The sequence below is a fragment of the Marinomonas sp. PE14-40 genome, assembly GCF_051623805.1.
Taxonomy (GTDB): Bacteria; Pseudomonadota; Gammaproteobacteria; order Pseudomonadales; family Marinomonadaceae; genus Marinomonas.
Genome location: NZ_CP130700.1, coordinates 4,807,044 through 4,827,255 on the forward strand (window position 1 = coordinate 4,807,044; position 20,212 = coordinate 4,827,255).

The 20,212-nt window shown below is 39.6% G+C and carries 27 protein-coding genes; 15 read left to right on the plus strand and 12 right to left on the minus strand.

Annotation, left to right across the window (positions count from 1 at the left end; translation table 11 throughout):
• Positions 1 to 130 precede the first annotated feature (130 nt).
• From pspA to Q0A08_RS22285, 4 genes are all read left to right on the plus strand, one after another.
• On the plus strand, positions 131 to 799 hold the full coding sequence (gene pspA / locus Q0A08_RS22270) for a phage shock protein PspA (RefSeq protein WP_438463713.1): 669 nt from the start codon (positions 131 to 133) through the stop codon (positions 797 to 799).
• Positions 800 to 850: 51 nt separating this feature from the next.
• Positions 851 to 1,144 carry an envelope stress response membrane protein PspB gene (gene pspB / locus Q0A08_RS22275; protein WP_438463714.1) on the plus strand — a complete coding sequence of 98 codons (294 nt, stop codon included), beginning with the start codon at positions 851 to 853 and terminating at the stop codon, positions 1,142 to 1,144.
• Between the two features lies 1 nt (position 1,145).
• Entirely contained in the window at positions 1,146 to 1,601 is a 456-nt protein-coding gene (locus tag Q0A08_RS22280) for a PspC domain-containing protein (protein ID WP_438463715.1), read from the plus strand.
• A gap of 123 nt (positions 1,602 to 1,724) precedes the next feature.
• Positions 1,725 to 2,051 carry a hypothetical protein gene (locus Q0A08_RS22285; RefSeq protein ID WP_438463716.1) on the plus strand — a complete coding sequence of 109 codons (327 nt, stop codon included), beginning with the start codon at positions 1,725 to 1,727 and terminating at the stop codon, positions 2,049 to 2,051.
• Positions 2,052 to 2,132: 81 nt separating this feature from the next.
• Here the strand turns inward: Q0A08_RS22285 and hisA are convergent, their stop codons facing one another.
• On the minus strand, positions 2,133 to 2,891 hold the full coding sequence (gene hisA / locus Q0A08_RS22290; RefSeq protein ID WP_438463717.1) for a phosphoribosylformimino-5-aminoimidazole carboxamide ribotide isomerase: 759 nt from the start codon (positions 2,889 to 2,891) through the stop codon (positions 2,133 to 2,135).
• 203 nt (positions 2,892 to 3,094) lie between these two features.
• On the opposite strand from hisA, the gene arfB reads away from it, so the two are divergent.
• Positions 3,095 to 3,508, plus strand: a complete 414-nt coding sequence (gene arfB / locus Q0A08_RS22295; protein WP_438463718.1) for an alternative ribosome rescue aminoacyl-tRNA hydrolase ArfB — start codon at positions 3,095 to 3,097, stop codon at positions 3,506 to 3,508.
• 36 nt (positions 3,509 to 3,544) lie between these two features.
• On the opposite strand, the gene Q0A08_RS22300 is transcribed toward arfB, so the two are convergent.
• The 4 genes from Q0A08_RS22300 to Q0A08_RS22315 form a co-directional block, all read right to left on the minus strand.
• Entirely contained in the window at positions 3,545 to 4,384 is an 840-nt protein-coding gene (locus Q0A08_RS22300) for an ABC transporter permease (RefSeq protein ID WP_438463719.1), read from the minus strand.
• Positions 4,377 to 5,105, minus strand: a complete 729-nt coding sequence (locus Q0A08_RS22305) for an ABC transporter permease (protein WP_438463720.1) — start codon at positions 5,103 to 5,105, stop codon at positions 4,377 to 4,379. The genes Q0A08_RS22300 and Q0A08_RS22305 overlap by 8 nt, the downstream gene beginning before the upstream one ends.
• 239 nt (positions 5,106 to 5,344) lie before the next feature.
• Positions 5,345 to 6,121, minus strand: coding sequence for a transporter substrate-binding domain-containing protein (locus tag Q0A08_RS22310; RefSeq protein ID WP_438463721.1), 777 nt, complete (start codon positions 6,119 to 6,121; stop codon positions 5,345 to 5,347).
• A 56-nt stretch (positions 6,122 to 6,177) separates the two neighbouring features.
• Positions 6,178 to 6,966: an ATP-binding cassette domain-containing protein gene (locus tag Q0A08_RS22315; protein WP_438463722.1), complete on the minus strand. Its 789-nt coding sequence runs from the start codon at positions 6,964 to 6,966 to the stop codon at positions 6,178 to 6,180.
• Positions 6,967 to 7,107: 141 nt separating this feature from the next.
• Here Q0A08_RS22315 and Q0A08_RS22320 point away from each other — a divergent pair, with 141 nt between their 5' ends.
• Together Q0A08_RS22320 and Q0A08_RS22325 are read left to right on the plus strand one after the other, a co-directional pair.
• Positions 7,108 to 7,980, plus strand: coding sequence for a dimethylarginine dimethylaminohydrolase family protein (locus Q0A08_RS22320; RefSeq protein ID WP_438463723.1), 873 nt, complete (start codon positions 7,108 to 7,110; stop codon positions 7,978 to 7,980).
• Between the two features lie 12 nt (positions 7,981 to 7,992).
• Positions 7,993 to 8,604 (plus strand): TetR family transcriptional regulator C-terminal domain-containing protein, encoded by a 612-nt coding sequence (locus Q0A08_RS22325; RefSeq protein ID WP_438463725.1) that lies wholly within the window; start codon positions 7,993 to 7,995, stop codon positions 8,602 to 8,604.
• Between the two features lie 49 nt (positions 8,605 to 8,653).
• On the opposite strand, the gene Q0A08_RS22330 is transcribed toward Q0A08_RS22325, so the two are convergent.
• The 5 genes from Q0A08_RS22330 to rnt form a co-directional block, all read right to left on the minus strand.
• Positions 8,654 to 8,908, minus strand: coding sequence for a YdcH family protein (locus Q0A08_RS22330; RefSeq protein ID WP_438463726.1), 255 nt, complete (start codon positions 8,906 to 8,908; stop codon positions 8,654 to 8,656).
• Positions 8,909 to 9,047: 139 nt separating this feature from the next.
• Positions 9,048 to 9,389 (minus strand): TraR/DksA C4-type zinc finger protein, encoded by a 342-nt coding sequence (locus Q0A08_RS22335; RefSeq protein ID WP_438463727.1) that lies wholly within the window; start codon positions 9,387 to 9,389, stop codon positions 9,048 to 9,050.
• Between the two features lie 11 nt (positions 9,390 to 9,400).
• Entirely contained in the window at positions 9,401 to 9,649 is a 249-nt protein-coding gene (locus Q0A08_RS22340; RefSeq protein WP_438463728.1) for a hypothetical protein, read from the minus strand.
• 202 nt (positions 9,650 to 9,851) lie between these two features.
• On the minus strand, positions 9,852 to 10,253 hold the full coding sequence (locus Q0A08_RS22345) for a YbaN family protein (RefSeq protein WP_438463729.1): 402 nt from the start codon (positions 10,251 to 10,253) through the stop codon (positions 9,852 to 9,854).
• A 140-nt stretch (positions 10,254 to 10,393) separates the two neighbouring features.
• Positions 10,394 to 11,044 carry a ribonuclease T gene (gene rnt / locus Q0A08_RS22350; protein WP_046016967.1) on the minus strand — a complete coding sequence of 217 codons (651 nt, stop codon included), beginning with the start codon at positions 11,042 to 11,044 and terminating at the stop codon, positions 10,394 to 10,396.
• A gap of 113 nt (positions 11,045 to 11,157) precedes the next feature.
• Here rnt and Q0A08_RS22355 point away from each other — a divergent pair, with 113 nt between their 5' ends.
• Positions 11,158 to 12,054, plus strand: a complete 897-nt coding sequence (locus Q0A08_RS22355) for a flagellar protein MotY (protein WP_438463730.1) — start codon at positions 11,158 to 11,160, stop codon at positions 12,052 to 12,054.
• Between the two features lie 24 nt (positions 12,055 to 12,078).
• On the opposite strand, the gene Q0A08_RS22360 is transcribed toward Q0A08_RS22355, so the two are convergent.
• The gene (locus Q0A08_RS22360) at positions 12,079 to 12,951 is read right to left on the minus strand and encodes a hypothetical protein (RefSeq protein WP_438463731.1); all 873 of its coding nucleotides are present in this window, start codon (positions 12,949 to 12,951) and stop codon (positions 12,079 to 12,081) included.
• Between the two features lie 153 nt (positions 12,952 to 13,104).
• Here Q0A08_RS22360 and lptM point away from each other — a divergent pair, with 153 nt between their 5' ends.
• From lptM to trxA, 6 genes are all read left to right on the plus strand, one after another.
• Entirely contained in the window at positions 13,105 to 13,227 is a 123-nt protein-coding gene (gene lptM / locus Q0A08_RS22365; protein ID WP_438463732.1) for an LPS translocon maturation chaperone LptM, read from the plus strand.
• Between the two features lie 12 nt (positions 13,228 to 13,239).
• Positions 13,240 to 14,496: a diaminopimelate decarboxylase gene (gene lysA, locus Q0A08_RS22370; protein WP_438463734.1), complete on the plus strand. Its 1,257-nt coding sequence runs from the start codon at positions 13,240 to 13,242 to the stop codon at positions 14,494 to 14,496.
• 16 nt (positions 14,497 to 14,512) lie between these two features.
• A complete protein-coding gene (dapF, locus tag Q0A08_RS22375) occupies positions 14,513 to 15,343 on the plus strand; it encodes a diaminopimelate epimerase (protein ID WP_438463735.1) in 831 nt (276 codons plus the stop codon).
• Between the two features lie 9 nt (positions 15,344 to 15,352).
• The gene (locus tag Q0A08_RS22380; protein ID WP_438463736.1) at positions 15,353 to 16,024 is read left to right on the plus strand and encodes a DUF484 family protein; all 672 of its coding nucleotides are present in this window, start codon (positions 15,353 to 15,355) and stop codon (positions 16,022 to 16,024) included.
• Entirely contained in the window at positions 16,021 to 16,740 is a 720-nt protein-coding gene (locus Q0A08_RS22385) for an HAD-IA family hydrolase (protein ID WP_438463737.1), read from the plus strand. Before Q0A08_RS22380 ends, Q0A08_RS22385 begins: the two co-directional genes overlap by 4 nt.
• 131 nt (positions 16,741 to 16,871) lie before the next feature.
• Positions 16,872 to 17,198 carry a thioredoxin TrxA gene (gene trxA, locus Q0A08_RS22390; protein WP_046016973.1) on the plus strand — a complete coding sequence of 109 codons (327 nt, stop codon included), beginning with the start codon at positions 16,872 to 16,874 and terminating at the stop codon, positions 17,196 to 17,198.
• A 78-nt stretch (positions 17,199 to 17,276) separates the two neighbouring features.
• Here trxA and Q0A08_RS22395 read toward each other — a convergent pair whose 3' ends face one another.
• The gene (locus Q0A08_RS22395; RefSeq protein ID WP_438463738.1) at positions 17,277 to 18,641 is read right to left on the minus strand and encodes a peptidoglycan DD-metalloendopeptidase family protein; all 1,365 of its coding nucleotides are present in this window, start codon (positions 18,639 to 18,641) and stop codon (positions 17,277 to 17,279) included.
• Positions 18,642 to 18,773: 132 nt separating this feature from the next.
• On the opposite strand from Q0A08_RS22395, the gene tyrS reads away from it, so the two are divergent.
• Entirely contained in the window at positions 18,774 to 20,081 is a 1,308-nt protein-coding gene (gene tyrS, locus Q0A08_RS22400) for a tyrosine--tRNA ligase (protein WP_438463739.1), read from the plus strand.
• Positions 20,082 to 20,212 lie beyond the last annotated feature (131 nt).

Consider the following 20,212-nt stretch of genomic DNA (forward strand, 5'->3'; position numbering starts at 1 on the left):
CAGTAAATATACTAATATCTATTAAGTTACTGAAAATTAAGCATTTTTAAAACTTGGCACACATCCTGATATAGACATAACAAATTCATAAGACTTAATGTTAAAAGTTAATTCCTAAAGGAGTAATGCAATGGGTATATTTTCAAGAATGACAGACATCATTAACAGCAACATCACTTCTTTGCTGGATAAGGCAGAAGATCCGCAAAAAATGATTCGTATGATTATTCAAGAAATGGAAGAAACCTTAGTTGAAGTGAGATCCAGTTCTGCCAGGGTGATTGCTGATCGTAAAACAGCTGCTCGTCGTCTTGCCAGAATTAAGGATGAAATCGCTGAGTGGACAGACAAAGCTATGTTGGCAATTGATAAAGGTCGTGAAGATCTGGCGCGTGCCGCTTTATCTGAAAAACAGGCAACAGCAAAAGAAGTGGATGTGATTGAGCAAGAGTTAGGTGAATTAGATGAGCATTTAGCCAGTTTGAACGACGAAATTTCTCAGCTTCAAACTAAACTAGATGATGCTAAGGCAAAACAAAAGGCGATGTTGATGCGTCAAACAAGTGTTGAGAATCGTCTTAAAGTAAGAAGACAAAACCAGCGCTCTAATCTGGATGATGCCTTTGATAAGTTTGAGCGCTTTGAGCGTCGTATGGACACCTTGGAAGGCGAGCTTGAATCTATGGATATGGGGGCAAATGCAAAAACAAACCTTAAATCTGAGATTGATGCTTTAAAAGAGAATGATGAAATTAATGATGAGTTAGCACAACTCAAAGCTAAGATGGCAAGTAAGTAAATTCGTGATTAATTTGCGCTTTTAACCTAATAGATTATTAAGGATGTACCTATGAATATGGCTGTTTTCTTTTTTGTGCCAGTCATCATTTTTATGGGGCTTGTCGCCCCACTTTGGCTTGTCTTGCACTATTTTAGTAAAAGGCGTTCAGCGAAAGGATTAGCGGAGGAAGATAGAGTGGAGTTAGATGATCTTTTAAAAACCGCAGACAAACTGACGGATCGAATTGAAATATTGGAAAGAATTTTAGATATCGATAGCCCAAACTGGCGGGATAAAGAAGCTCGTGGAGCTTATCGAAATCAAGAAGAGACTAAAAGAGAGTCTTCTTCGGGAGGAGAGTAGGATGAATAAGCATAAATTTAAGTCTAGATGTCAGCAGATTTTTAATGAGAATAAGCAAAAGGGATGGAATATGAATCTGTATAGAAACCCTGATAAAGGCTATATAGGTGGTGTTTGTGCAGGGCTTGCTGACCATTTTGATATTGAACCTTGGGTTGTACGTATTAGCTTCTTTGCAGGCTTTCTCTTTCTTGGTGGTTTTACACTGTTTGCTTATATTGGCCTTTGGTATTTCCTAAAGCCTGGTGGCGGTGAATTAAGGTATGAGTATGATGAAAGGCGCCATCAATACGGCCCCAAAAAGATGTTTAAGTATTCGGACTCATCATCTATTCGATTAAAGCGTGCAAGAGATAGGATGAATCAAGCAAGCCGTCGTATTGAAGAAATGGAAAAATACGTTACTTCTAAAAAGTTTGATTTAGACCGTGAGTTCTCGTCCATGAAGGATAAATAACGCTAATCTTTAAGGATGTTCTCTATTTGGGTAATAGTCTGTTATTTCTAAAAGGGGAATTAACAGAGATAGTAAAGTAAAGAAAACTGCTATCGGGTTTTAACTGATGTAAAGGAGGCTGGGATGTTAACTTGTCCCCATTGCCAAGGACACGATTTAAGGCATGTATTTAATATCTTTATGGGATCTTTTGGTAAAGCGACCTGTCATCTTTGTGGTAATGACTTTAGTGTGACAGCTAAAGTTAGATGGGCGGTTCAGTGCATTTGTTATTGTTCAGGGTTGCTCACTCTATTGGCTGCCTTACTATTGCACTCTGCTTGGCCATTGATTATTTATGCGGCCATTGTTCTGCAACTCTTCATTTTAGTGATGTTTCGATTTGATCTGGTTGAGGAAGAAAGTAGTCAGCTAGATCTAGCGAATCGTCGCTCAGATAAGAAGGATTAAATACTTATCTGAGCGTAAATACTTCTAAATGACGCTGAATATGGGGGATTTACAGAACGGGTCTAGCAAAAAAATATTGAATTAGGTTTTTTGATTCCACTCAATGCATTGTTCTAAAGTAACGCCTTCACCACCAAAAATATCTAACGCACTGCCTATTGTTAGATCGACTTTTCCTTTTGAAAGGGTTTGAACCAAGGCTAAGTCTTCAAGGGTTCTTGCTCCGCCTGCATAGGTAGTTGGTATAGAGCAATGCTGGCCAAGTAACTCAACTAATTCTTTATCTATGCCAGCCTGTAAACCTTCAACATCGGCAGCGTGAATTAAAAACTCATCACAATGGTCGGCTAATTCTTCAAGGTTTTCTAAATTTATCTGAGTAGAAGTGACTGTTTGCCAGCGATCTGTAGCGATGTTCCAGCCGGTTTCGGTGCGACGACAACTTAGGTCTAAAATGAGCTTTTCTGTCCCTGTTTCGCGTTTTATTCTATCTAATCTGTCCCATGAAAATTCGCCATTTTCAAATAGGTAAGAGGTAACGATAAGGTGAGATGCACCGGCTTTTAAAAACTCGCTTGCATTTTTATGATTGACACCACCACCAAACTGCAAACCATTTGGGTAGGCTTTTAATGCTTTAATGGCTTCTTCTTTATTACCAGGCCCTAAGGCGATGACATGACCACCAGTTAACTTATGTTCCTTGTAGAGAGCTGCATAATAAGCTGCATCATGTTCACTGATAAAGTTTTCTTTAGCGCCATGATCATTCAAACTGCCGCCAACGATTTGCTTCACTTTACCTTGATGAAGGTCGATACAGGGTCGAAATTTAGTCAATCTAATTGCTCCAAACAATGTCAAAAAAATGCATAAAATAAGCTGAATAAATATGGCCTGATTGTACCTTATTCAAACCTCTGCTTCCTCAAAATGTCTTTATGTTTAGGATAACTGTTACAATATGCCGTTTTTATCAAATCTAGACTAGGTAAATCACACAACTTTAGTCTAATGCCTGTCTATTTGTACGGAAAATGCCCATGTTAAAAATATCAATTGCAGTCTCTATTGCGGATCATGAAATGGAATTGACTGCAATTCGCTCTCAAGGTGCGGGTGGGCAAAATGTTAATAAAGTTTCTTCTGCTATTCATTTAAGGTTTGATATTAAAGCATCTTCGTTACCTGAATTTCATAAAAGTCGATTGTTAGCGCTTAAGGATTCACGCATTACTAAAGAGGGTGTTGTGATTATTAAAGCACAGCAGCATAGAACTCAAGAGCTAAATAGAGAGGATGCCCTTGCTAGACTGAAAGCCTTAATTCTAGATGCGATCAAGGTAGAAAAGGTGAGACGGGCAACCAAGCCAACTAAGTCTTCTCAACGAAAACGTGTTGACCATAAAAAGCAGAAGGGTCAAGTTAAGGCGCTGCGTAAAAAGAACTGGGATTAGGCCTATTAAGCTCTTATCAATATATTTGAAATGGGGCTAGTGTGCCCCATTTCTTTTTTCCAAATAGCTAAATAATAGAGCAATAATACCTGCTAAAGATAAGTATATCGCTGTCATGAAGAGTAAGGGTTCATAGACGATATAGGTCTCTTGTCGTATTTTTGAGAACACTGCATAGGTATCAATGAGAGTGATAGTTGCGACTAAAGGCGTGGCCTTTAGCTGTAAAATAACTTCGCCTCCAATAACAGGTAATGAGCGTTGGACAGCTCTAGGTAACCAAATACGGGTTAAAATTTTAAATGGTGGCATGCCAAATGCCTTGGCTGCTTCTAATTCTCCTTTTGGTACACCTGCAAAAGCCCCACGCATTACCTCACCTTCATAAGCTGCAACCGATAGGGTTAAAGCAATGAATGCATAAGGCCAAGCATCAGTTAAATAAGGCCATAAAAATGACTCTCTCAGCCATTCTATTTCAGGGAAAATAGAACCAATACCATAATAAATGAGCCATATTTGCAGTAGCAACGGAGTCCCTCTAATAAGAGTGCAAAAGCTCTGGGCTAATTTAGCTAAAAAAGCAGGGCCAGTGACTTGAACTAGGCCAATGGGAATCGCGAGTAAAAAACCTGTTATAAAACTCGTGACTAATAAAATGAGAGTACGCCAAAGGCCAGCCAGAATAGCCTCTTGATATTCAGGAATCCAATACCAGCTAAGATTGTTAATTAGCCCGCCTATTGAACCTAATGCAATAACAATAAGTATTATCCTATGCGGCATGAACCAAGCTTTAAATGCAGCTAGTTCGAGTATGGATGCCGCTTTTTTATTTTGATTTAAATTAGGCTGAATTGAAGAAGGGTTATCCATGCATTTGTCCTTTGTTTGAGCGACGAATGAGGTACTTAAATAAAGCATCAGAAAGTAATGAAATGCTTAAGTAAAGTAGTCCCGCTACGGTTAAAAATAATAGCTGCTCTTTTGTGGCGCCTGCCGCTTGTCTTGCGGCAAGTGTTAGCTCAGTAAAGCCAACGACAGCAAGTAATGCGGTATCTTTTGTCGCAATTAACCAGAGATTCGAGAGGCCAGGTAAAGCATGTGGAAGCATGGCAGGTAAGCTGATGCGGTACAGAATTTTGTATTTGGGTATAGCAAATGAGTGAGCCGCTTCTATTTGTCCTGTTGGTATAGCAAGCATTGCCGAACGTATCACTTCAGTGGCATAAGCGCCTTGGACAAAGGATATTACGAGTACACCTGCGACAAAGCCGTTAATTTCAATATTACTGATTCCTATTATGCTTAAGAGACTATTTAATAGGTTTGGCAAAGCAAAATAGATGAGTAATATTAGGACAAGTTCAGGAATGGCTCGTACGGACGTTGTGTAACACGCCCATAAGTCTCGGCTAATAACACTGTTGCTCAGTTTGCCAAGAGCCCCAAAGAAGCCAATGATAAGCCCACATAAAAAGCCAAGAATAGCGATTTCTAATGAGAGAAGAAGCCCGGATAATAAGGTGCCGCCCCATCCTGGCGCTTCCAAAGCTAATAACTGCCAAACAGACATAGATTGATAATCAATAAACATAGGTCATCCTATAATTTAGGAAGTGTGGTTATGGAGCCAGCGATTAAGTTGCCTCTTCTGCAAGACCCGAAGGACGTGCTCTAAAATGCCTATCTTTACGTTGAGGGCCTCATCAATAGAACAACTATTAAGTTATCGTCCCTCGCCATAAATCTAGCTGCTTTTATCCACATACCGAGGCAGGAGGATATATCCGCAGGTTCCCATATGAGCTAATCAGCAAACTTAGCCAAATAGCTTTATTCACCGTAAATATTGAATGAGAAATAAGATTGAGATATTTGATCGTAGGTGCCATTTTTACGAATAGCGCTAATGGCATTGTTTAGTTGCTCTTTTAGTTTCGGGTTGCCTTTGCGTAATCCAAAACCAATGCCTTCTCCCAATAAGGCTTCATCGTTAACCGCCATGCCTTTTAGGTCGCAGCAATTCTTACCTTGTTCTGAATTAAGGAAACTTTCAAGTGTAAGCGCATCTGCTTGGGTGGCATCTATGCGGCCAGAGTAAAGGTCTTGGTTGGCTTCATCTTGGCTTTGATATTCTTTTATAGTGGCATTAGGATAGTATTTCTTCGCAAACTTCACATGAATACTGGCGGCTTGTAAGCCAATTATTTTGTTATCTAGTTCATCTGGAGTGCTACTGAAATTAGCCTTTTTTGAACCTATTACCGAGGCACCTGATTGGTAATATTTATCAGAAAAATCAATAACGCGTTTACGATCAGATGTTATTGACAGTGATGCTGCCACGACATCAATCTTGTTAGATAATAGCGCTGGAATAATACCATCCCAAGCCGTTGCAACTATTTCACAATCTAGCTTGGCTTGAGCGCAAATTGCTTTGGCTATGTCTATTTCCCAACCCGAATAGTTACCAGATGCATCTGGTACAGAAAAAGGTGGATATGGTTCAGTTGCAATACCGACTTTGATGGTTTGGGCCGCTAGTGTGGATGAGAAAAAGCCAATAATTGAAGCGCTTACTAACGCAATCGATGTTTTAAGTTTCATGATTTACTTCCTCTAATTAGATTGTTTTTTATTTGGTACTTCTGTTTTTCTTGTTATTAACAAACTGAATGGATGAATTGTTTAAGTCTTTCTGATTTTGGCGCGCTGAAAATTTCTGCTGCTGAGCCAAATTCTTCAACTTTACCTTCGTTCAAAAACATGACTTTATTGGCGACATCCGCAGCGAACTTCATTTCATGCGTGACTATGATCATGCTTCTACCTTCAGTTGCTAAATCATGCATAACAGCTAAAACTTCGCTGACTAGCTCTGGGTCCAAAGCTGATGTTGGCTCATCAAAAAGCATTAGTTCGGGGTTGATTGCAAGCGCTCTGGCTATGGCTGCTCTCTGTTGTTGGCCACCAGAAAGGTTGCAAGGATACTGGTGCTTCTTATCGTAAAGGCCGACGCGTTTTAGTAGCTGGTGGGCATTGGTTAAGGCGTCTTCTTTAGGAATGCCAAATACCTGAGTTGGTACTTCGATTATGTTTTGTTCTATATTCATGTGTTGCCAAAGGTGAAAGCCTTGAAAAACCATACCTAGCTTCTGGCGGATGAGACGAAGCTGTTTTTGGTCTTTAGCTATCATGTCACCTTGTTTATTGCTAATGAGCTCAATTTTTTTACCAAAAATACGAATTTCACCAGCACTGGGTGTTTCAAGCATATTGATGCAGCGAAGTGTGGTGGACTTACCTGAACCACTGCCTCCAATAAGAGCAATGACGTCACCTTTTTCTGCACTCAAGTCTATTCCTTTGAGAACTTCTAATTGACCAAAACTCTTCCTAAGATTGGTGATTTCAAGAATGCTGCTTTTTGTGTTTTTTTCATTTATGGCCATGTTGAAGTCTCTAAATGATTTTTTAAAATAATCAAATTATGCGCTTGCATAAATTTATACACTTGCATAATAATGATGTCAACAAGATTGCTTTGAGTGATAAGTGATCAAATAAAAAGTAAAAATTAGGAGATTCAAAAGATGAAACTATTTGGTAGTCAGTCAATGGTTGCACCGATTCAACGTGTTCTTATGCGACGTCCTGGGGCTAGCTTGCTTGCTGCAGATGCAAAAGAGTGGCATTACGGCACTATGTTTGATGCTCCTAAGGCCATTGAGCAATATGATGCTTTTGCTAAGATTGTTGCACAGTCTGGTGCAGAAATTAGCTGGATCGAAGATGATAATGATGGCTTGTGTGATGCTATGTTTACTCAGGATGCGTCTTTAGTGACAGATCATGGGGCTGTTTTACTCAATATGGGGAAGGCATTGAGGGTGCCTGAACCTAACCTTCATAGACAGGCTTATCAGGCTGCTGGTGTGCCTATTTTGGGTGAGTTGACTGGAAGTGCAATGATAGAAGGTGGTGACTTTATTTGGTTAAATAAAAATACTATCGTGGTTGGCTGTGGCTTCCGCTCTAATCGAGAGGGTATTGATCAGCTTAATAAAATCTTAAATCCGTTTAGTATTAATGTGATAGGTTTTGATTTACCGGTTTGGCATGGTGCTGAAGCTTGTTTACATTTAATGTCAATGATTTCTCCTCTTGATGAAAAGTTAGCGTTAATATATTCGCCACTTATGCCAACCGCTTTTTATAATCTATTGTTGGAAGAAGGCTATACATTGCTAGATGCCCCAGCTGAAGAGTATCTTGCAAGTGGCGGTTTAAACTTAAATGTTTTACCTGTTAAACCAAAAGAGTGCGTTATGATAGATGGTTTTCCTTTAACCAAGGTTATGATGCAAAGTGCTGGGTGTAAGGTTCATGTGTTTGAAGGAGATGCCCTTTGCATTGCATGTGAAGGAGGGCCTACCTGTTTGACTAATCCAATATTGCGAGGTTAAAGCATACCTAGTATGTCTATTAAGAGAAGAGAAGGTAATAATCGACGTCAGGAGCTGATAGAAGCGGCTTTAGACTGTATTGAAAATGAAGGGTTACAAGGCGCGACAGTGCGAAAAGTCGCTGACTATGCTGGAGTAACCAATGGACTCATTCGATTTTACTTCTCCAGTAAAGATGAGTTGATAAGGGCCGCTTATGCTGCCCTTTTGGAGCAAATTTATGCAAGCGCTAGGGTAAATATTGAGGATTCTCAACTACCTGCGAAAGAGCGCTTGCGTCGTTTTATAGAGGCGACCTTGTCCTTCCCCATCGTATCTCCTAGAACTGTTTTGTTATGGGCTAATTTTCTACCTCTTACCTATATTGATGAGCAAATGGCTGCGATCAGAAGTGATGGTTATGTGGAAACAACTAATATTTTACAGCCGCTTATAAAAGCCACCTTGGAAAGTAATGGGCAGTTGGTTACAGAGCAAGAGTCATCGAGATCTGCTGTGAAAATTAATGCGGTGATTGATGGGTTGTGGCTTGAAGGGAGTATGGCTAGTTATAAGTTTGAAAGTGGCGATCTTGCAAAAATGGGGGTGGAAACAGCTTCTGCAATTTTAGCGTTTGAACTTTGATGTAAAAGCCCTAATCAAATAGTTGAAAAGGGCTTTATCTGAATACGGTTTAAGCGGTAGTCGCTTGCGCTTTTCTCAGCATGCTAACCAGTTCGTCTTTTAAATAAACACGGCGATGCTTGGCTTTTTCTTCTTCTGAAGTGGTCGCGAGTGTCACTTCATTCTCCATGTTCTCAATACTACGTGTTAGCTCATGGTACTCATCAAACAACTTTTTAAAGTGAGCATTCTCCATTTTTAGTTGGTGAATTTCATGCTTAAACTCAGGTAAATCATTGGCTAGAGTGTGGTGCTCTACAGGCATAGTGTCTTCCTTAATTTTATGTTGATAATTATTTGATCCTGCTTAGAGCATAAGGTTGTATCAGAAAAATATCTTGATCTAGATTAAGGAAAGCGCAAAACCTTAGTAGCTTTGTGAGTGAAATACTTGTGTCAAATCATCAATGACTGCAATCAAAGCAATGTTTGATATCTGGCAGAATGGTTAATCGTCTTTCATCAATCGGTTTGCGACATGACTGACAAAGCCCGTAGTCAGTTTCTTGTGCTTTCTGTATTGAGATTTGTAGTTTTTCTAGCGCTAAGTGTTCAGATTTTTGGCATTCATCAAATACTTCGTTAAGTATCAGTGAAGCATCTTTTTTCTGCTTGATCTGTTGTAGCCTATCAAGTCTTTCTTTATAGCTATCTAACAGGCCTGCTTCAGCCTTGCTAATGCAATGATCAAAGGAAGCTATTCTAATGTTGCGGGTAAGACTCTGACTAATAGGGAGGTAAGGCATAAAATACTCCTTTAAAGTTTTGCTGCTAGGGCGTGTTTGACTAACATTGACTGAATGGTTTGATTAAGCGCTTGGTGGCGACTTTGATATCGACGTAATTTATCACAAGGCTGTGACTCGTCTAGTGCTTGAATTTGTGTTGTGAGGTGCTGATATTCAACCGCCATGGTTTGAAACTCAGCGTTATACAAATTTAGCAATCTGATTTCATCCCGATAGTGGGGATGTTCAAGCATGAGATATGAAAGGTTATTGGCCATCTGAATCTCCTTACTCAGGTAATATTTTATAGGTGTGAGTTTAGGTTACTTTCCTGATCAAAAAATAGACTAATTTAAATGCTGCACTTCGTCCTGATATGTATCAAGTTAATCCTTGTTTATGACACTTTATCGAGACTGAAAAGCGTATTTTGAAAAAGCTGAAGGTGTTATTTAAGAAAGGCGTTAGATAAATCAGTGATTAGTTTGTCTCTGCACGTAAGGGGAGTCGAAGTAGATATATGCTGACGCAAATTCCAATACAAATGAGAGATAAGGTTGCCCAAAATTTGCCGACCAAAAATATAGAAAGTCCCATACCACACCACATAAAAATGATGGCTCGATTGCGGCTTTTCTTAGGGATGCCTTTATCAGACTGCCAGTCTTGGATGATAGGGCCGAAATATTTATGTGATGTCAGCCAGCTATGAAAGCGTGTTGATGATTGAGAGAAACACCAAGCACTCAATAATATAAAAGGGGTTGTTGGAAGGAGAGGAAGGACTACACCTATTATGCCAAGAATTAAGGATATCCACCCTGTTGCTAAATAAAGCAAGCGTTTAAAAGGGCTGTGTTTATGCTTAGCGGGTTTAGCCATGTGTATTGAGTGTCCTATTGGCAAAGCAGGTGCTTTTACAATAAACCCTATCGTATCAATTACGAGAGTACAAACTAATTGTATAGAGAGATTTTAAGAGGTTATCGGCAACTTGCTCATAACCTCTTAAAAAAGCTTAGCTAGACAAAAGATGACATGTCATCCATTGACTCAGGTGCTGCTAAACTCCAGCCACCTAATCTTTTCCATCTATTTACGATTTCACAGAAAAGCTCAGCTGTTTTCTCTGTATCATATTTTGCAGAATGTGCTTCAGCGTTACTAAATGGGATAGCGGCAGCTTCACAGGCTTTTGCGAGGACTGTTTGACCAAAAGCAAGACCAGCAAGGCTCGCCGTATCAAAGCTTGAAAATGGGTGGAAAGGGTTGCGTTTGATATCGCAACGCTCGATTGCTGCATTTAAAAAACCATGGTCAAATGCTGCGTTGTGGCCAACTAGAATGGCACGTTTACAACCCACTGACTTGAGCTCTTTTCTCACCTTGCTAAAAATTTGGCCTAGCACTTCTGCTTCAACCACATCTTTACGTTCGGGATCAAAAGGGTCAATGCCAGTAAATTCTAAGGCCGATTTTTCAAGGTTTGCACCTTCAAATGGTCTTACATTGAACTCAATGGTTTCATGGATATAGAGCTCGCCATTTTCATCCATTCTAAGGATGCTGGCAGCGATTTCTAATAATGCGTCAGTTTTATTATTAAAGCCTGCGGTCTCAACGTCGATAACAACTGGTAAGAAACCACGGAAGCGGTCTTTAATTTCGTGCATGGTGGAATTTTGGTGGTTTGACAAGACTAATCCTTAATGTGCCACTTGCTCGTAATGTTATTGCTGGATAGGATTGCAGCATAACACATTTGTTAGCTTGAACGAGATATCTAATGGGAAATGCGGTACTAAAAAAATTGAAAAAAATACTAATACCAGCTGTTTGTACGCTTGGTGTTGGATTTAGTGCTTCGTCACAGGCCATAACTCGTTATCAATCTGACTTGAACGAAGCCCAGTGGCTTCTTTCGGGTGATATTTTTTCCTGTAGTTTAAGTCATCCCATTATGTATTATGGGGAAGGGCATTTTATTAAAAATGCAGGTGAACCCATGAAATTCATCCTTAACCCAGGCAATGAAAAATTGGGGCCGGGCAATGTATATATAATCTCTCAGGCACCTAACTGGTCTCCAGGATTAAAACCTGAAACATTAGAAGTATTGGCTTATCCAGGTTATGGTATGACTGTCGAAGTGGGTGGAAAGGTGGCTGAACGCATGCTGACGAGCTTAAATAAAGGGTTACACCCCGTATTGGCTGGTAGTGCTTGGGAAAGTGGTCGCGAAACCATTGAAGTTGCTTTAACGAATATTAATTTCGCTCCTGCTTACAACGAATTTAGACGTTGTATGGCGAGTTTATTACCCGTTAATTACGATCAAATTGCTCGATCTGCAGTGCTCTTTCCTGAAAATGGCGTGTTACTTTCAACCAGAATGCAGGATAGGTTGGATCTTGTTGCTCTTTATGTCGCGAATGATCCAAGTGTTGAATATATCTATATTGATGGTCATACAGATTCATTGGGTTCAAGAAGAGACAACCGAGAACTATCGAAACAACGAGCCGAAGCAGTTACGGCTTATTTGTTAGAGCAAGGTGTTGCGGTTGAGAAAATTATTTCGCGATACCATGGTGAACGTTATCCAACGATAGATAATAAAACACGTTCGAATCGTGAGAGAAACCGTAGGGTAACCATACGACTTGAGAAGTTTGAACCCTAATGGGTTCGCTTATTCTAATTTGATTTAATCAATTGCTAATGGTGAATCAGGGCCTAAAATATCCATACCAATATTGATTTCTAAGTTGAAGGTTTTTGTCTGCCCTGAACACCCCGCATAAACTATGGTCCATGCTTCTTCACTTCCTTGGGGAGGTATGCGCCAGCAAACCCCTTTAATGTTGACATAACGTGTGCCATCCGAGTCCTCAGTAATGGCGTAAACCTCCTCTTCTACCTGAGCATTTTCATATTCTGCTTGTTCTTCTTTGGCAAGTATTATTTGCGCTCTGGTTTGTTCAGAAAAAACATTTTCTAGTTCTTCATCTGATGATGTTGTTTCGAAACTATTATCAAAACTCTCTGCTTGAGTGCTTTCTAAGCTTTGAGACAAGCTTTGTTTTGTCGCTTCCTGCTGCTTTTTTTCAATTTGAAATGGCGCACTGTCGATTAATTTCTTACCGTTCTCTTGGGTTATTTCTGTTGTTGAAAAAAGAGCCGCGTCATCTGTTGTGCTCAATAAACTGCTGTTTTTCGTGCTGGCTGGGTTTAGGTCAATAAAAGTATCAGCTTGTATGTCTGTTTCTGGAGAGGTTAGCTGAGTCTTAGCACCTGTGGCGCTATTCGGTATTAACTCTGTCCCTTTTATTAAGCGTAAACTGAGTGCTGGTTTTGTTTGCTGCTTTGTTTCTTCTGGCAAGCTAAAACCTAGGTACGGGGCTATCCAAGGCGAAAGAATCATAAGATGCAGGCCAAGTGCAATGATGAGAATAATAACAAAAGTAAACTTATTGTTAGATGAGATGGGTGAAGGTGTATTCATGGTTTCTTGTGTGAGCTTAATTAAGCAAATTTTAACCCTATTCAGAGTGAGAATCGATGTTTTTCGATTCTTCATGCTTGTTCATAGAAAGTAGGTTTAAGAATTTTAAAAGCAGCATAAGGCTATAGCAAAAAAGTGGGGATAAAGGGGCTGGTTTTTTCGCTTCGGGGTTGGGCTTTGAACGCTCCACACGTATACTGTCGGCAGTATAAATTATGAGAAAATAATATGTCTAGGTTGCTTGCTGTTGTATTTGTTACATCCCTCTTAGTTGCATGCGGTAATAAGGGGGCATTGTATTTGCCAACAGCCGATAATGGGCCAGCACAGCCTAGCCAGACCAATCAATAAGGGTAAAGTTTAGTGGACTTTTTTAATTACAAAGATCAGGCCTTAATGGCCGAGAATGTCTCAATAGCAAGTATTGCTGAGCAGCATGGTACGCCGTGTTATGTTTATTCGAGAGAAACATTAGAACGTCATTATAAGGCGTATGCTGATGCGTTTGCTTCACATCCATCCTTAATTTGTTATGCAGTAAAAGCCTGTTCAAATATCGCTATTTTAAATGTATTAGCCAAAATGGGGGCGGGTTTTGATATCGTTTCTGTTGGTGAGCTAGAGCGTGTTCTTCGCGCTGGTGGTGATGCTAATAAAGTGATGTTTTCTGGTTTAGGAAAGCAGGCTCATGAAATGGAGCGTGCACTTGAAGTAGGTATTCATTGCTTCAACATTGAGTCTGAGTATGAGTTATATCGTTTAAATGACGTGGCTGCAAAGTTAGGTAAAAAAGCACCGGTATCACTAAGAGTGAACCCAGACGTAGATGCTAAAACCCATCCTTATATTTCAACTGGGTTAAAAGAAAATAAATTTGGTATCGATATTAATGATGCTGTTCGCATTTATAAAATCGCCCATGAGCTGCCTCACCTTGATGTAATGGGTGTGGATTGTCATATCGGTTCTCAGTTAACCGAGCTAACACCTTTTATTGATGCGTTTGATCGTTTGTTGATGTTGATTGATGAACTGGCATTATCTGGTATTGAAATTAAGCATGTTGATTTGGGTGGTGGTTTAGGTGTTCGCTATCGTGATGAAGTGCCGCCAGTACCTGCTGACTATGCCGCATTAGTATTGCCTAAGGTCGCTAACAGAAATTTCTCTCTTGCATTCGAACCAGGCCGTTCTATCGCTGCTAATGCAGGGTTACTTGTGACTCAAGTTGAGTTCTTAAAGTGCTCTGAGCATAAAAACTTTGCCATTATCGATGGCGCTATGAATGACCTTATTCGTCCTTCTTTGTATAGCGCTTGGATGGACATTGTGCCCGTTAAACTAAAAGCAAAAGAGACTGAAAACAAGAAGGTGTATGACCTTGTTGGACCTGTTTGTGAAACAGGAGACTTTTTGGGCAAAGATAGAGAGCTTGATTTAGAAGCAGGCGATTTATTGGCTGTTAGATCAGCTGGTGCTTATGGCTTCACTATGTCATCTAACTACAATAGCCGTAACCGTGCTGCGGAAGTAATGGTTGATGGTGATAAAGCTCACCTTATTCGTTCTCGTGAAACTATTGATCATCAGTTAGCTGGTGAGCAAATTTTACCTGAATAAGAAAAGGAGCCTAATTTTGTTGCTTAAATTTACCAAAATGCATGGTCTAGGGAATGACTTTGTTGTGGTTGATGCCGTGAGTCGTAAAGTCTATTTTAATAAAGATATGATAGCTCGTCTCGGCGATCGTCATACGGGGATTGGCTTTGACCAACTGCTTTTAGTTGAACCGCCAACGAACCCTGATATGGATTTTAGATACCGAATTTTTAATTGTGACGGTAGTGAAGTTGAGCACTGTGGTAATGGCGCTCGTTGTTTCGCGACTTTTGTGCAAGATAAAGAGTTGATCGATAAAGATATCATTAATGTTGAAACCAAAAATGGACCTATCCAGTTACGTGTATTAGCGGGTGGTTTAGTCACAGTTGATATGGGGGTTCCAAGCTTTGAACCTGCTGATCTGCCGTTTACTGGTAAGGCAAATGGGGCATTTTATGATATCCCTGTTGCCGGTTCGGAATATCAAATTACGCCTGTATCTGTTGGAAATCCACATGCAGTGCATAAAGTTGATAGTTTGGAAGATGCTTATGTTGAGCAAGTTGGTGAAGCGATAGAGAGCCATGAATTATTTCCAAATAATGTCAATGTTGGTTTTATGCAGATCGTTTCTGATTCTGAAATAAATTTAAGAGTTTATGAGCGAGGCGTTGGGGAAACTCAAGCTTGTGGGACAGGAACTTGTGCTGCTGTGGTTGCTGGTATTAAGCAAGGCTGGCTTGCAGCTAAAGTTAAAGCAAACTTACTCGGTGGTGAATTAACGATTGAATGGCAAGGTGAAGGTCATCCAATTTTAATGACAGGACCAACCGCCAAAGTATTTGAAGGCCAGATATATCTATAAAGAGGTAATATGACCGAAGCTAGCGTAATTGAATTCTTAAAAGCTAATCCGAAGTTTTTTCATGATCATTTGGATTTGTTAGAAACCTTAGATGTGCCCCATGCATTGGAGCCAAATAATACGGTTTCTTTAATTGAGCGTCAGGTGTTTTTATTACGCAAATCGGCTGAAGACTATAAGAGCCAGTTTGAACGCTTAGTCGATGTTGCCCGTGAAAATGAGTCTATTATGCACAAAAGCCGCCGCCTTGTGCTGGCTGGCATGGTTTGCACTAATTTAGACGAATTTTCTATCATGCTAGATGATGTGATTCGTGATGACTTTAATATTAAATTGCATTCTCTGGTGCTTTTCTCAGAGAAAGAGCTGGATACTAATATTCGAGTTACTCCTATGCATCAAGCAGGTCCTGTGCTCAAAGAAGTGTTGTTAAAAACAGGTTGTTATTGCGGTGCTTTGTCTGTTGATGAAGCCCAGTATCTGTTTCAAGATAAAGCTGATCAAATTATGTCTTCTGCGGTGTTACCTTTGGTGTCTCATTATCAAGGTGCGGATAGGTACATTGGTGTTTTAGCTTTAGGGAGTGAGGAACTGGAGAAATTTAAACGTGAAAAAGGCGTGTTGTTTCTTGAGTATTTGTCTGAAATTCTAAGTGCTATTTTAATAAGGTTGCTACCGTGACACGATTAATTACCTTTGATCTTGATAATACCCTGTGGGATGTAGAGCCTGTTATTGTAAGAGCAGATCAGGCGATGTTTCATTGGTTTGAAGATAGGTTTCCAGGCTTCAATCAAGCGTTTGATCAAGCGGCTTTATTTAAACTGAAGCAGCAACTTCTGGAAGACTCATCTGAACTTAGAGCTGATATTTCACGTTTACGAGTTGAAGTTTACCGAATAGCTTTACAGGATTTTGGTTTACCTAAAGAAGAAGCTTCTGTTGTTGCCCAAACAGCATTTGATTATTTTCATGAATGGCGCCAAAAAGTTGATTTATACCCAGGAACTAAAAAGGTTCTGTGGCAACTGGCCAATCACTACCGCTTAGCGGTTATTACAAACGGTAATGCTGATGTCTTTCATCCCGATGTTGGTTTGTCAGACTCTTTTGAATTCGCTGTAAGGGCTGATAAAGAAGGTATCGCAAAGCCGAATGCAGATATCTTTCTCAAGACCGCCAAATTGGCAGGTGTTGATGTTAATAATCTGATTCATGTTGGTGATAATGTGCACGATGATGTTAATGGTATCAATCAAGTAGGTGGTCGTAGTATTTGGTTTAATCGTCATGGCGCAAGACGTTGGCAGGATAAGTGGCCAAGTCGACCAGATGCAGAAGTGCATTCTCTAGAAGAATTACCTGAAGTTATTGCTGATATGATTGCGAAAAATTAAGTCAGCGAAAGTTTAAGGAATAAGAAAATAGTTTTTTACTATTGAGTTAGTAGTAGGAACTCATTTTTACACCTATAAAAAAGTGCTAAACTAGCACATATTCAAAGATAATATGATTTAAGGAATTTCAAATGGGTGATAATACTATCCAAATTACCGATGCACAGTTTCAAGACGAAGTGCTGAACTCTGAACTACCTGTAGTAGTTGATTTTTGGGCTCCTTGGTGTGGTCCTTGTAAAATGATTGGTCCAGTACTTGAAGATGTTGCTGGTGAAATGGAAGGAAAAATCAAAGTTGTTAAAATCAACGTTGACGAAAATCCTGATACAGCACCTAAGTACAATGTACGCGGTATCCCAACCTTATTGGTTGTTAAAGGTGGTGAAGTAGTAGCAACTAAAGTTGGTGCTGTTTCTAAAAGTCAGCTTGTTGACTTTATCGATACTTCTATCTAATTCTTTTTTAGATTTAGATAGTAAAAAAGCAGCCAATTGGCTGCTTTTTTTTTGCTTAAAATTTGTGGCTAAAGAGAGCTACCTTTTAATACTCGCTAGCTTTTGCATATAGTCTGGTGAGTGGTAGCTTTCTAATGCACTTGCCATGGTTTGAGCATAAGGCAGGTAGTCTTTTAGATCTTTTTTAGCCATAGGTTCATCGTTAGGCAATTTAACCGTTACAGGATTCTTGTGAGTCCCATTGATTCGGAATTCATAATGCAAGTGAGGCCCTGTTGCGTAACCTGTTTGGCCAACAAACGCTATTGTTTGGCCTTGTTTTACTCTACCGCCACGTTTAATTTTGCGTGAGAAGCCATTTAAATGGGCATAGAGAGTCGTATAGCCACGACCGTGATCAAGAATGACAACATTTCCATAACCATTTTGCTTGCCCTTAAAGATTACCTTGCCATCACCTGACGCTTTAACGGGTGTGCCTTTAGATGCTGCATAATCTACGCCACGATGTGGTCGTGTAGTTTTGAAAATTGGGTGTAAACGATTCGGGTTAAATTTTGATGAAATACGAGTGAAATCAACAGGAGTACGTAAAAAGGTTTTACGCATTGAAAGGCCGTCTGGTGTGTAATAATGAGCGCCTTTATTTGTTTCATAACGAATGGCTTGATAAACACGGCCGTTGTTAACAAATTGTGCGGCAAGTATGTTTCCAAACCCTATGGATTGACCATCTAAATACTTTTCTTCAAATAAAAGACTAAAAGTATCTCCGTTTCTCAGGTCTAGTGCAAAATCGATATCCCAGCCAAAAATATTTGCCATTTCAATGAGCATGGATTGGCTGATGCCAGCCTTTAAACCATCCAGAAATAGAGAGTTACTGATTGTCGCTTCTTTGTAAACATTAACTGTCTCTGGTTCTCTTACAACTTTACTGCTAACAAACTTACCGTCTGTTTTTTCAAAGGCAATGGTTTCAAGCTGGTTTTTAATTAGCTTAAGGCTGATAAGCTCATCTGTATTCTTGTCTTTAACAAATTCTAGCTGTTGCCCTGGTCTCATTCTGGTTAGTTCTTTCGGCTTTTTATCAGCGCTTGAGACACGATAAATATCCTGATTAGAAATACCATGGGAAGAGAGTATTTTTGATAATGAGTCACCTGATTTAACCGATGCTTGTTGAGTAATGTAGCTGGGGTCATGTTTGACCAAGCCTGATGGTGTTGGAAGCCCTATCTGAGTGCCGATAACCGCAGGTGCTTCGGTGTCTGTCACCTGAGTTTTAACGATTTCTTCGTCAATAGAAATTATTTGTAGAGGCACTTCGAGCTTGATTGTTGTTTCTTCAACTTCAGAAGGCGCAAAGCCAACAAGTAAAGCCACGATAGATGTGGTTGCCGCAAGTAATAAAAGATGTTTTGAAAGATTTGTTCTAGCCAAGAGAATACCTAAAATCTGAAATAAAGCCTTATAATGTTACCAATAATGCCTTTATAATTGAATGCTTTTACTGAAACAAGATTTTTAATTAACTAACTTATACGAATTTTAAAATTAGGAAATGATTTCGCTATGACAATAGGTAGTAACGACCTTTTAAAAGACCTACAAAATCGTGGGCTAATTGCTCAAACAACAGCTGAAGAAGAGCTGGCTAATCACTTGAATGAGACAAGTCGTACTCTTTATTGTGGCTTTGACCCAACAGCAGATAGTTTGCACATAGGTAGTTTGGTACCTCTACTAATGCTTAAGCGTTTTCAGCAAGCTGGTCATAAACCTTTAGCCCTTGTTGGTGGTGCGACAGGGTTGATTGGAGATCCTAGTTTTAAAGCGGCAGAGCGAAAGTTAAATGGCCCAGAAGTCGTTAACGAATGGGTTGGTAAACTTAAGACACAGGTAAGTCAGTTTATTGAATTTAATGATAATGCTAACAGTGCTGAAGTTGTTAACAATTATGATTGGACGAAAGATCTTAATATCTTAGATTTCTTGCGTGATGTGGGTAAGCATTTCTCGATCAACGCCATGATTCAAAAAGAGTCAGTAAAGCAGCGTATTAATCGTGAAGGTGAAGGTATCTCATTTACTGAGTTTACTTATATGATTTTACAATCATTTGATTTTGCAGAACTAAACAGACTAAATGGTTGTAGTTTACAAATTGGTGGCAGTGACCAATGGGGTAACATTACCGGTGGTACAGAGTTAACTCGTCGTCAAAATGGTAATCAGGTATTTGGTTTAACAATGCCGCTTGTTACTAAGTCTGATGGCACAAAATTTGGTAAAACAGAGTCTGGCACAATTTGGCTAGATTCGAAAAAGACGAGCCAGTATGCCTTTTTCCAATTTTGGCTGAACACAGCTGATGCTGATGTATACAAGTTTTTAAAATATTTTACTTTCTTATCTGTCGAAGAAATTGATGCTATTGAAAAGGCTGATCAAGAAGCAGAAGGCAGACCACAAGCACAAGGTATTTTGGCGAAAGAGGTTACGCGCCTTGTTCATGGTGATGACGGTTTGGCTGCTGCTGAACGTATTACTCAAGCTTTGTTTAGTGGTGAAGCGGCAGATCTTAGTGAACAAGATTTAGCACAAATTCAATTGGATGGCTTGCCTTCAACTGAGTTTGAACTATCAAGTTTGACGGATATGCCTTTAACAAGTTTCTTTACTGAATCTGGCTTGGCGGCAAATGGTAAGCAAGTTAAAGACGCTCTGCAACGTAACTCAGTCTTTGTAAACGGGGAAGCGAAAGGCATGCAAGATAATATGTTGGCAACCGAGATTTTTGCTGCTGATAAAGGTTACTACAACAAGTATTTCCTAGTTAAGCTGGGTAAAAAGAAACATCATTTGTTTGTGTTAAAATAATTTATCTTTTGGTACCAAAAGAGGCTCTCTGTAAGGAGGGCTTTTTTTTGGGCAAATTTGTTATTTGATGAATTAGCTTTCTTTTGGTAGATAAAAAAAACCCAGCAAATGCTGGGTTTTTTATTGTGTTA

Coding starts and splice junctions, on each gene's coding strand:
- Q0A08_RS22325 (WP_438463725.1), top strand. CDS start 7,993: ATGTCTATTAAGAGAAGAGAAGGTAATAATCGACGTCAGGAGCTGATA.
- pspA (WP_438463713.1), top strand. CDS start 131: ATGGGTATATTTTCAAGAATGACAGACATCATTAACAGCAACATCACT.
- Q0A08_RS22380 (WP_438463736.1), top strand. CDS start 15,353: ATGACCGAAGCTAGCGTAATTGAATTCTTAAAAGCTAATCCGAAGTTT.
- Q0A08_RS22305 (WP_438463720.1), bottom strand. CDS start 5,105: ATGTTTATTGATTATCAATCTATGTCTGTTTGGCAGTTATTAGCTTTG.
- Q0A08_RS22320 (WP_438463723.1), top strand. CDS start 7,108: ATGAAACTATTTGGTAGTCAGTCAATGGTTGCACCGATTCAACGTGTT.
- Q0A08_RS22300 (WP_438463719.1), bottom strand. CDS start 4,384: ATGGATAACCCTTCTTCAATTCAGCCTAATTTAAATCAAAATAAAAAA.
- trxA (WP_046016973.1), top strand. CDS start 16,872: ATGGGTGATAATACTATCCAAATTACCGATGCACAGTTTCAAGACGAA.
- Q0A08_RS22355 (WP_438463730.1), top strand. CDS start 11,158: ATGGGAAATGCGGTACTAAAAAAATTGAAAAAAATACTAATACCAGCT.
- Q0A08_RS22360 (WP_438463731.1), bottom strand. CDS start 12,951: ATGAAGAATCGAAAAACATCGATTCTCACTCTGAATAGGGTTAAAATT.
- Q0A08_RS22340 (WP_438463728.1), bottom strand. CDS start 9,649: ATGGCCAATAACCTTTCATATCTCATGCTTGAACATCCCCACTATCGG.
- Q0A08_RS22345 (WP_438463729.1), bottom strand. CDS start 10,253: ATGGCTAAACCCGCTAAGCATAAACACAGCCCTTTTAAACGCTTGCTT.
- Q0A08_RS22285 (WP_438463716.1), top strand. CDS start 1,725: ATGTTAACTTGTCCCCATTGCCAAGGACACGATTTAAGGCATGTATTT.
- Q0A08_RS22280 (WP_438463715.1), top strand. CDS start 1,146: ATGAATAAGCATAAATTTAAGTCTAGATGTCAGCAGATTTTTAATGAG.
- tyrS (WP_438463739.1), top strand. CDS start 18,774: ATGACAATAGGTAGTAACGACCTTTTAAAAGACCTACAAAATCGTGGG.
- Q0A08_RS22315 (WP_438463722.1), bottom strand. CDS start 6,966: ATGGCCATAAATGAAAAAAACACAAAAAGCAGCATTCTTGAAATCACC.
- Q0A08_RS22330 (WP_438463726.1), bottom strand. CDS start 8,908: ATGCCTGTAGAGCACCACACTCTAGCCAATGATTTACCTGAGTTTAAG.
- lptM (WP_438463732.1), top strand. CDS start 13,105: ATGTCTAGGTTGCTTGCTGTTGTATTTGTTACATCCCTCTTAGTTGCA.
- Q0A08_RS22335 (WP_438463727.1), bottom strand. CDS start 9,389: ATGCCTTACCTCCCTATTAGTCAGAGTCTTACCCGCAACATTAGAATA.
- pspB (WP_438463714.1), top strand. CDS start 851: ATGAATATGGCTGTTTTCTTTTTTGTGCCAGTCATCATTTTTATGGGG.
- rnt (WP_046016967.1), bottom strand. CDS start 11,044: ATGCACGAAATTAAAGACCGCTTCCGTGGTTTCTTACCAGTTGTTATC.
- Q0A08_RS22310 (WP_438463721.1), bottom strand. CDS start 6,121: ATGAAACTTAAAACATCGATTGCGTTAGTAAGCGCTTCAATTATTGGC.
- arfB (WP_438463718.1), top strand. CDS start 3,095: ATGTTAAAAATATCAATTGCAGTCTCTATTGCGGATCATGAAATGGAA.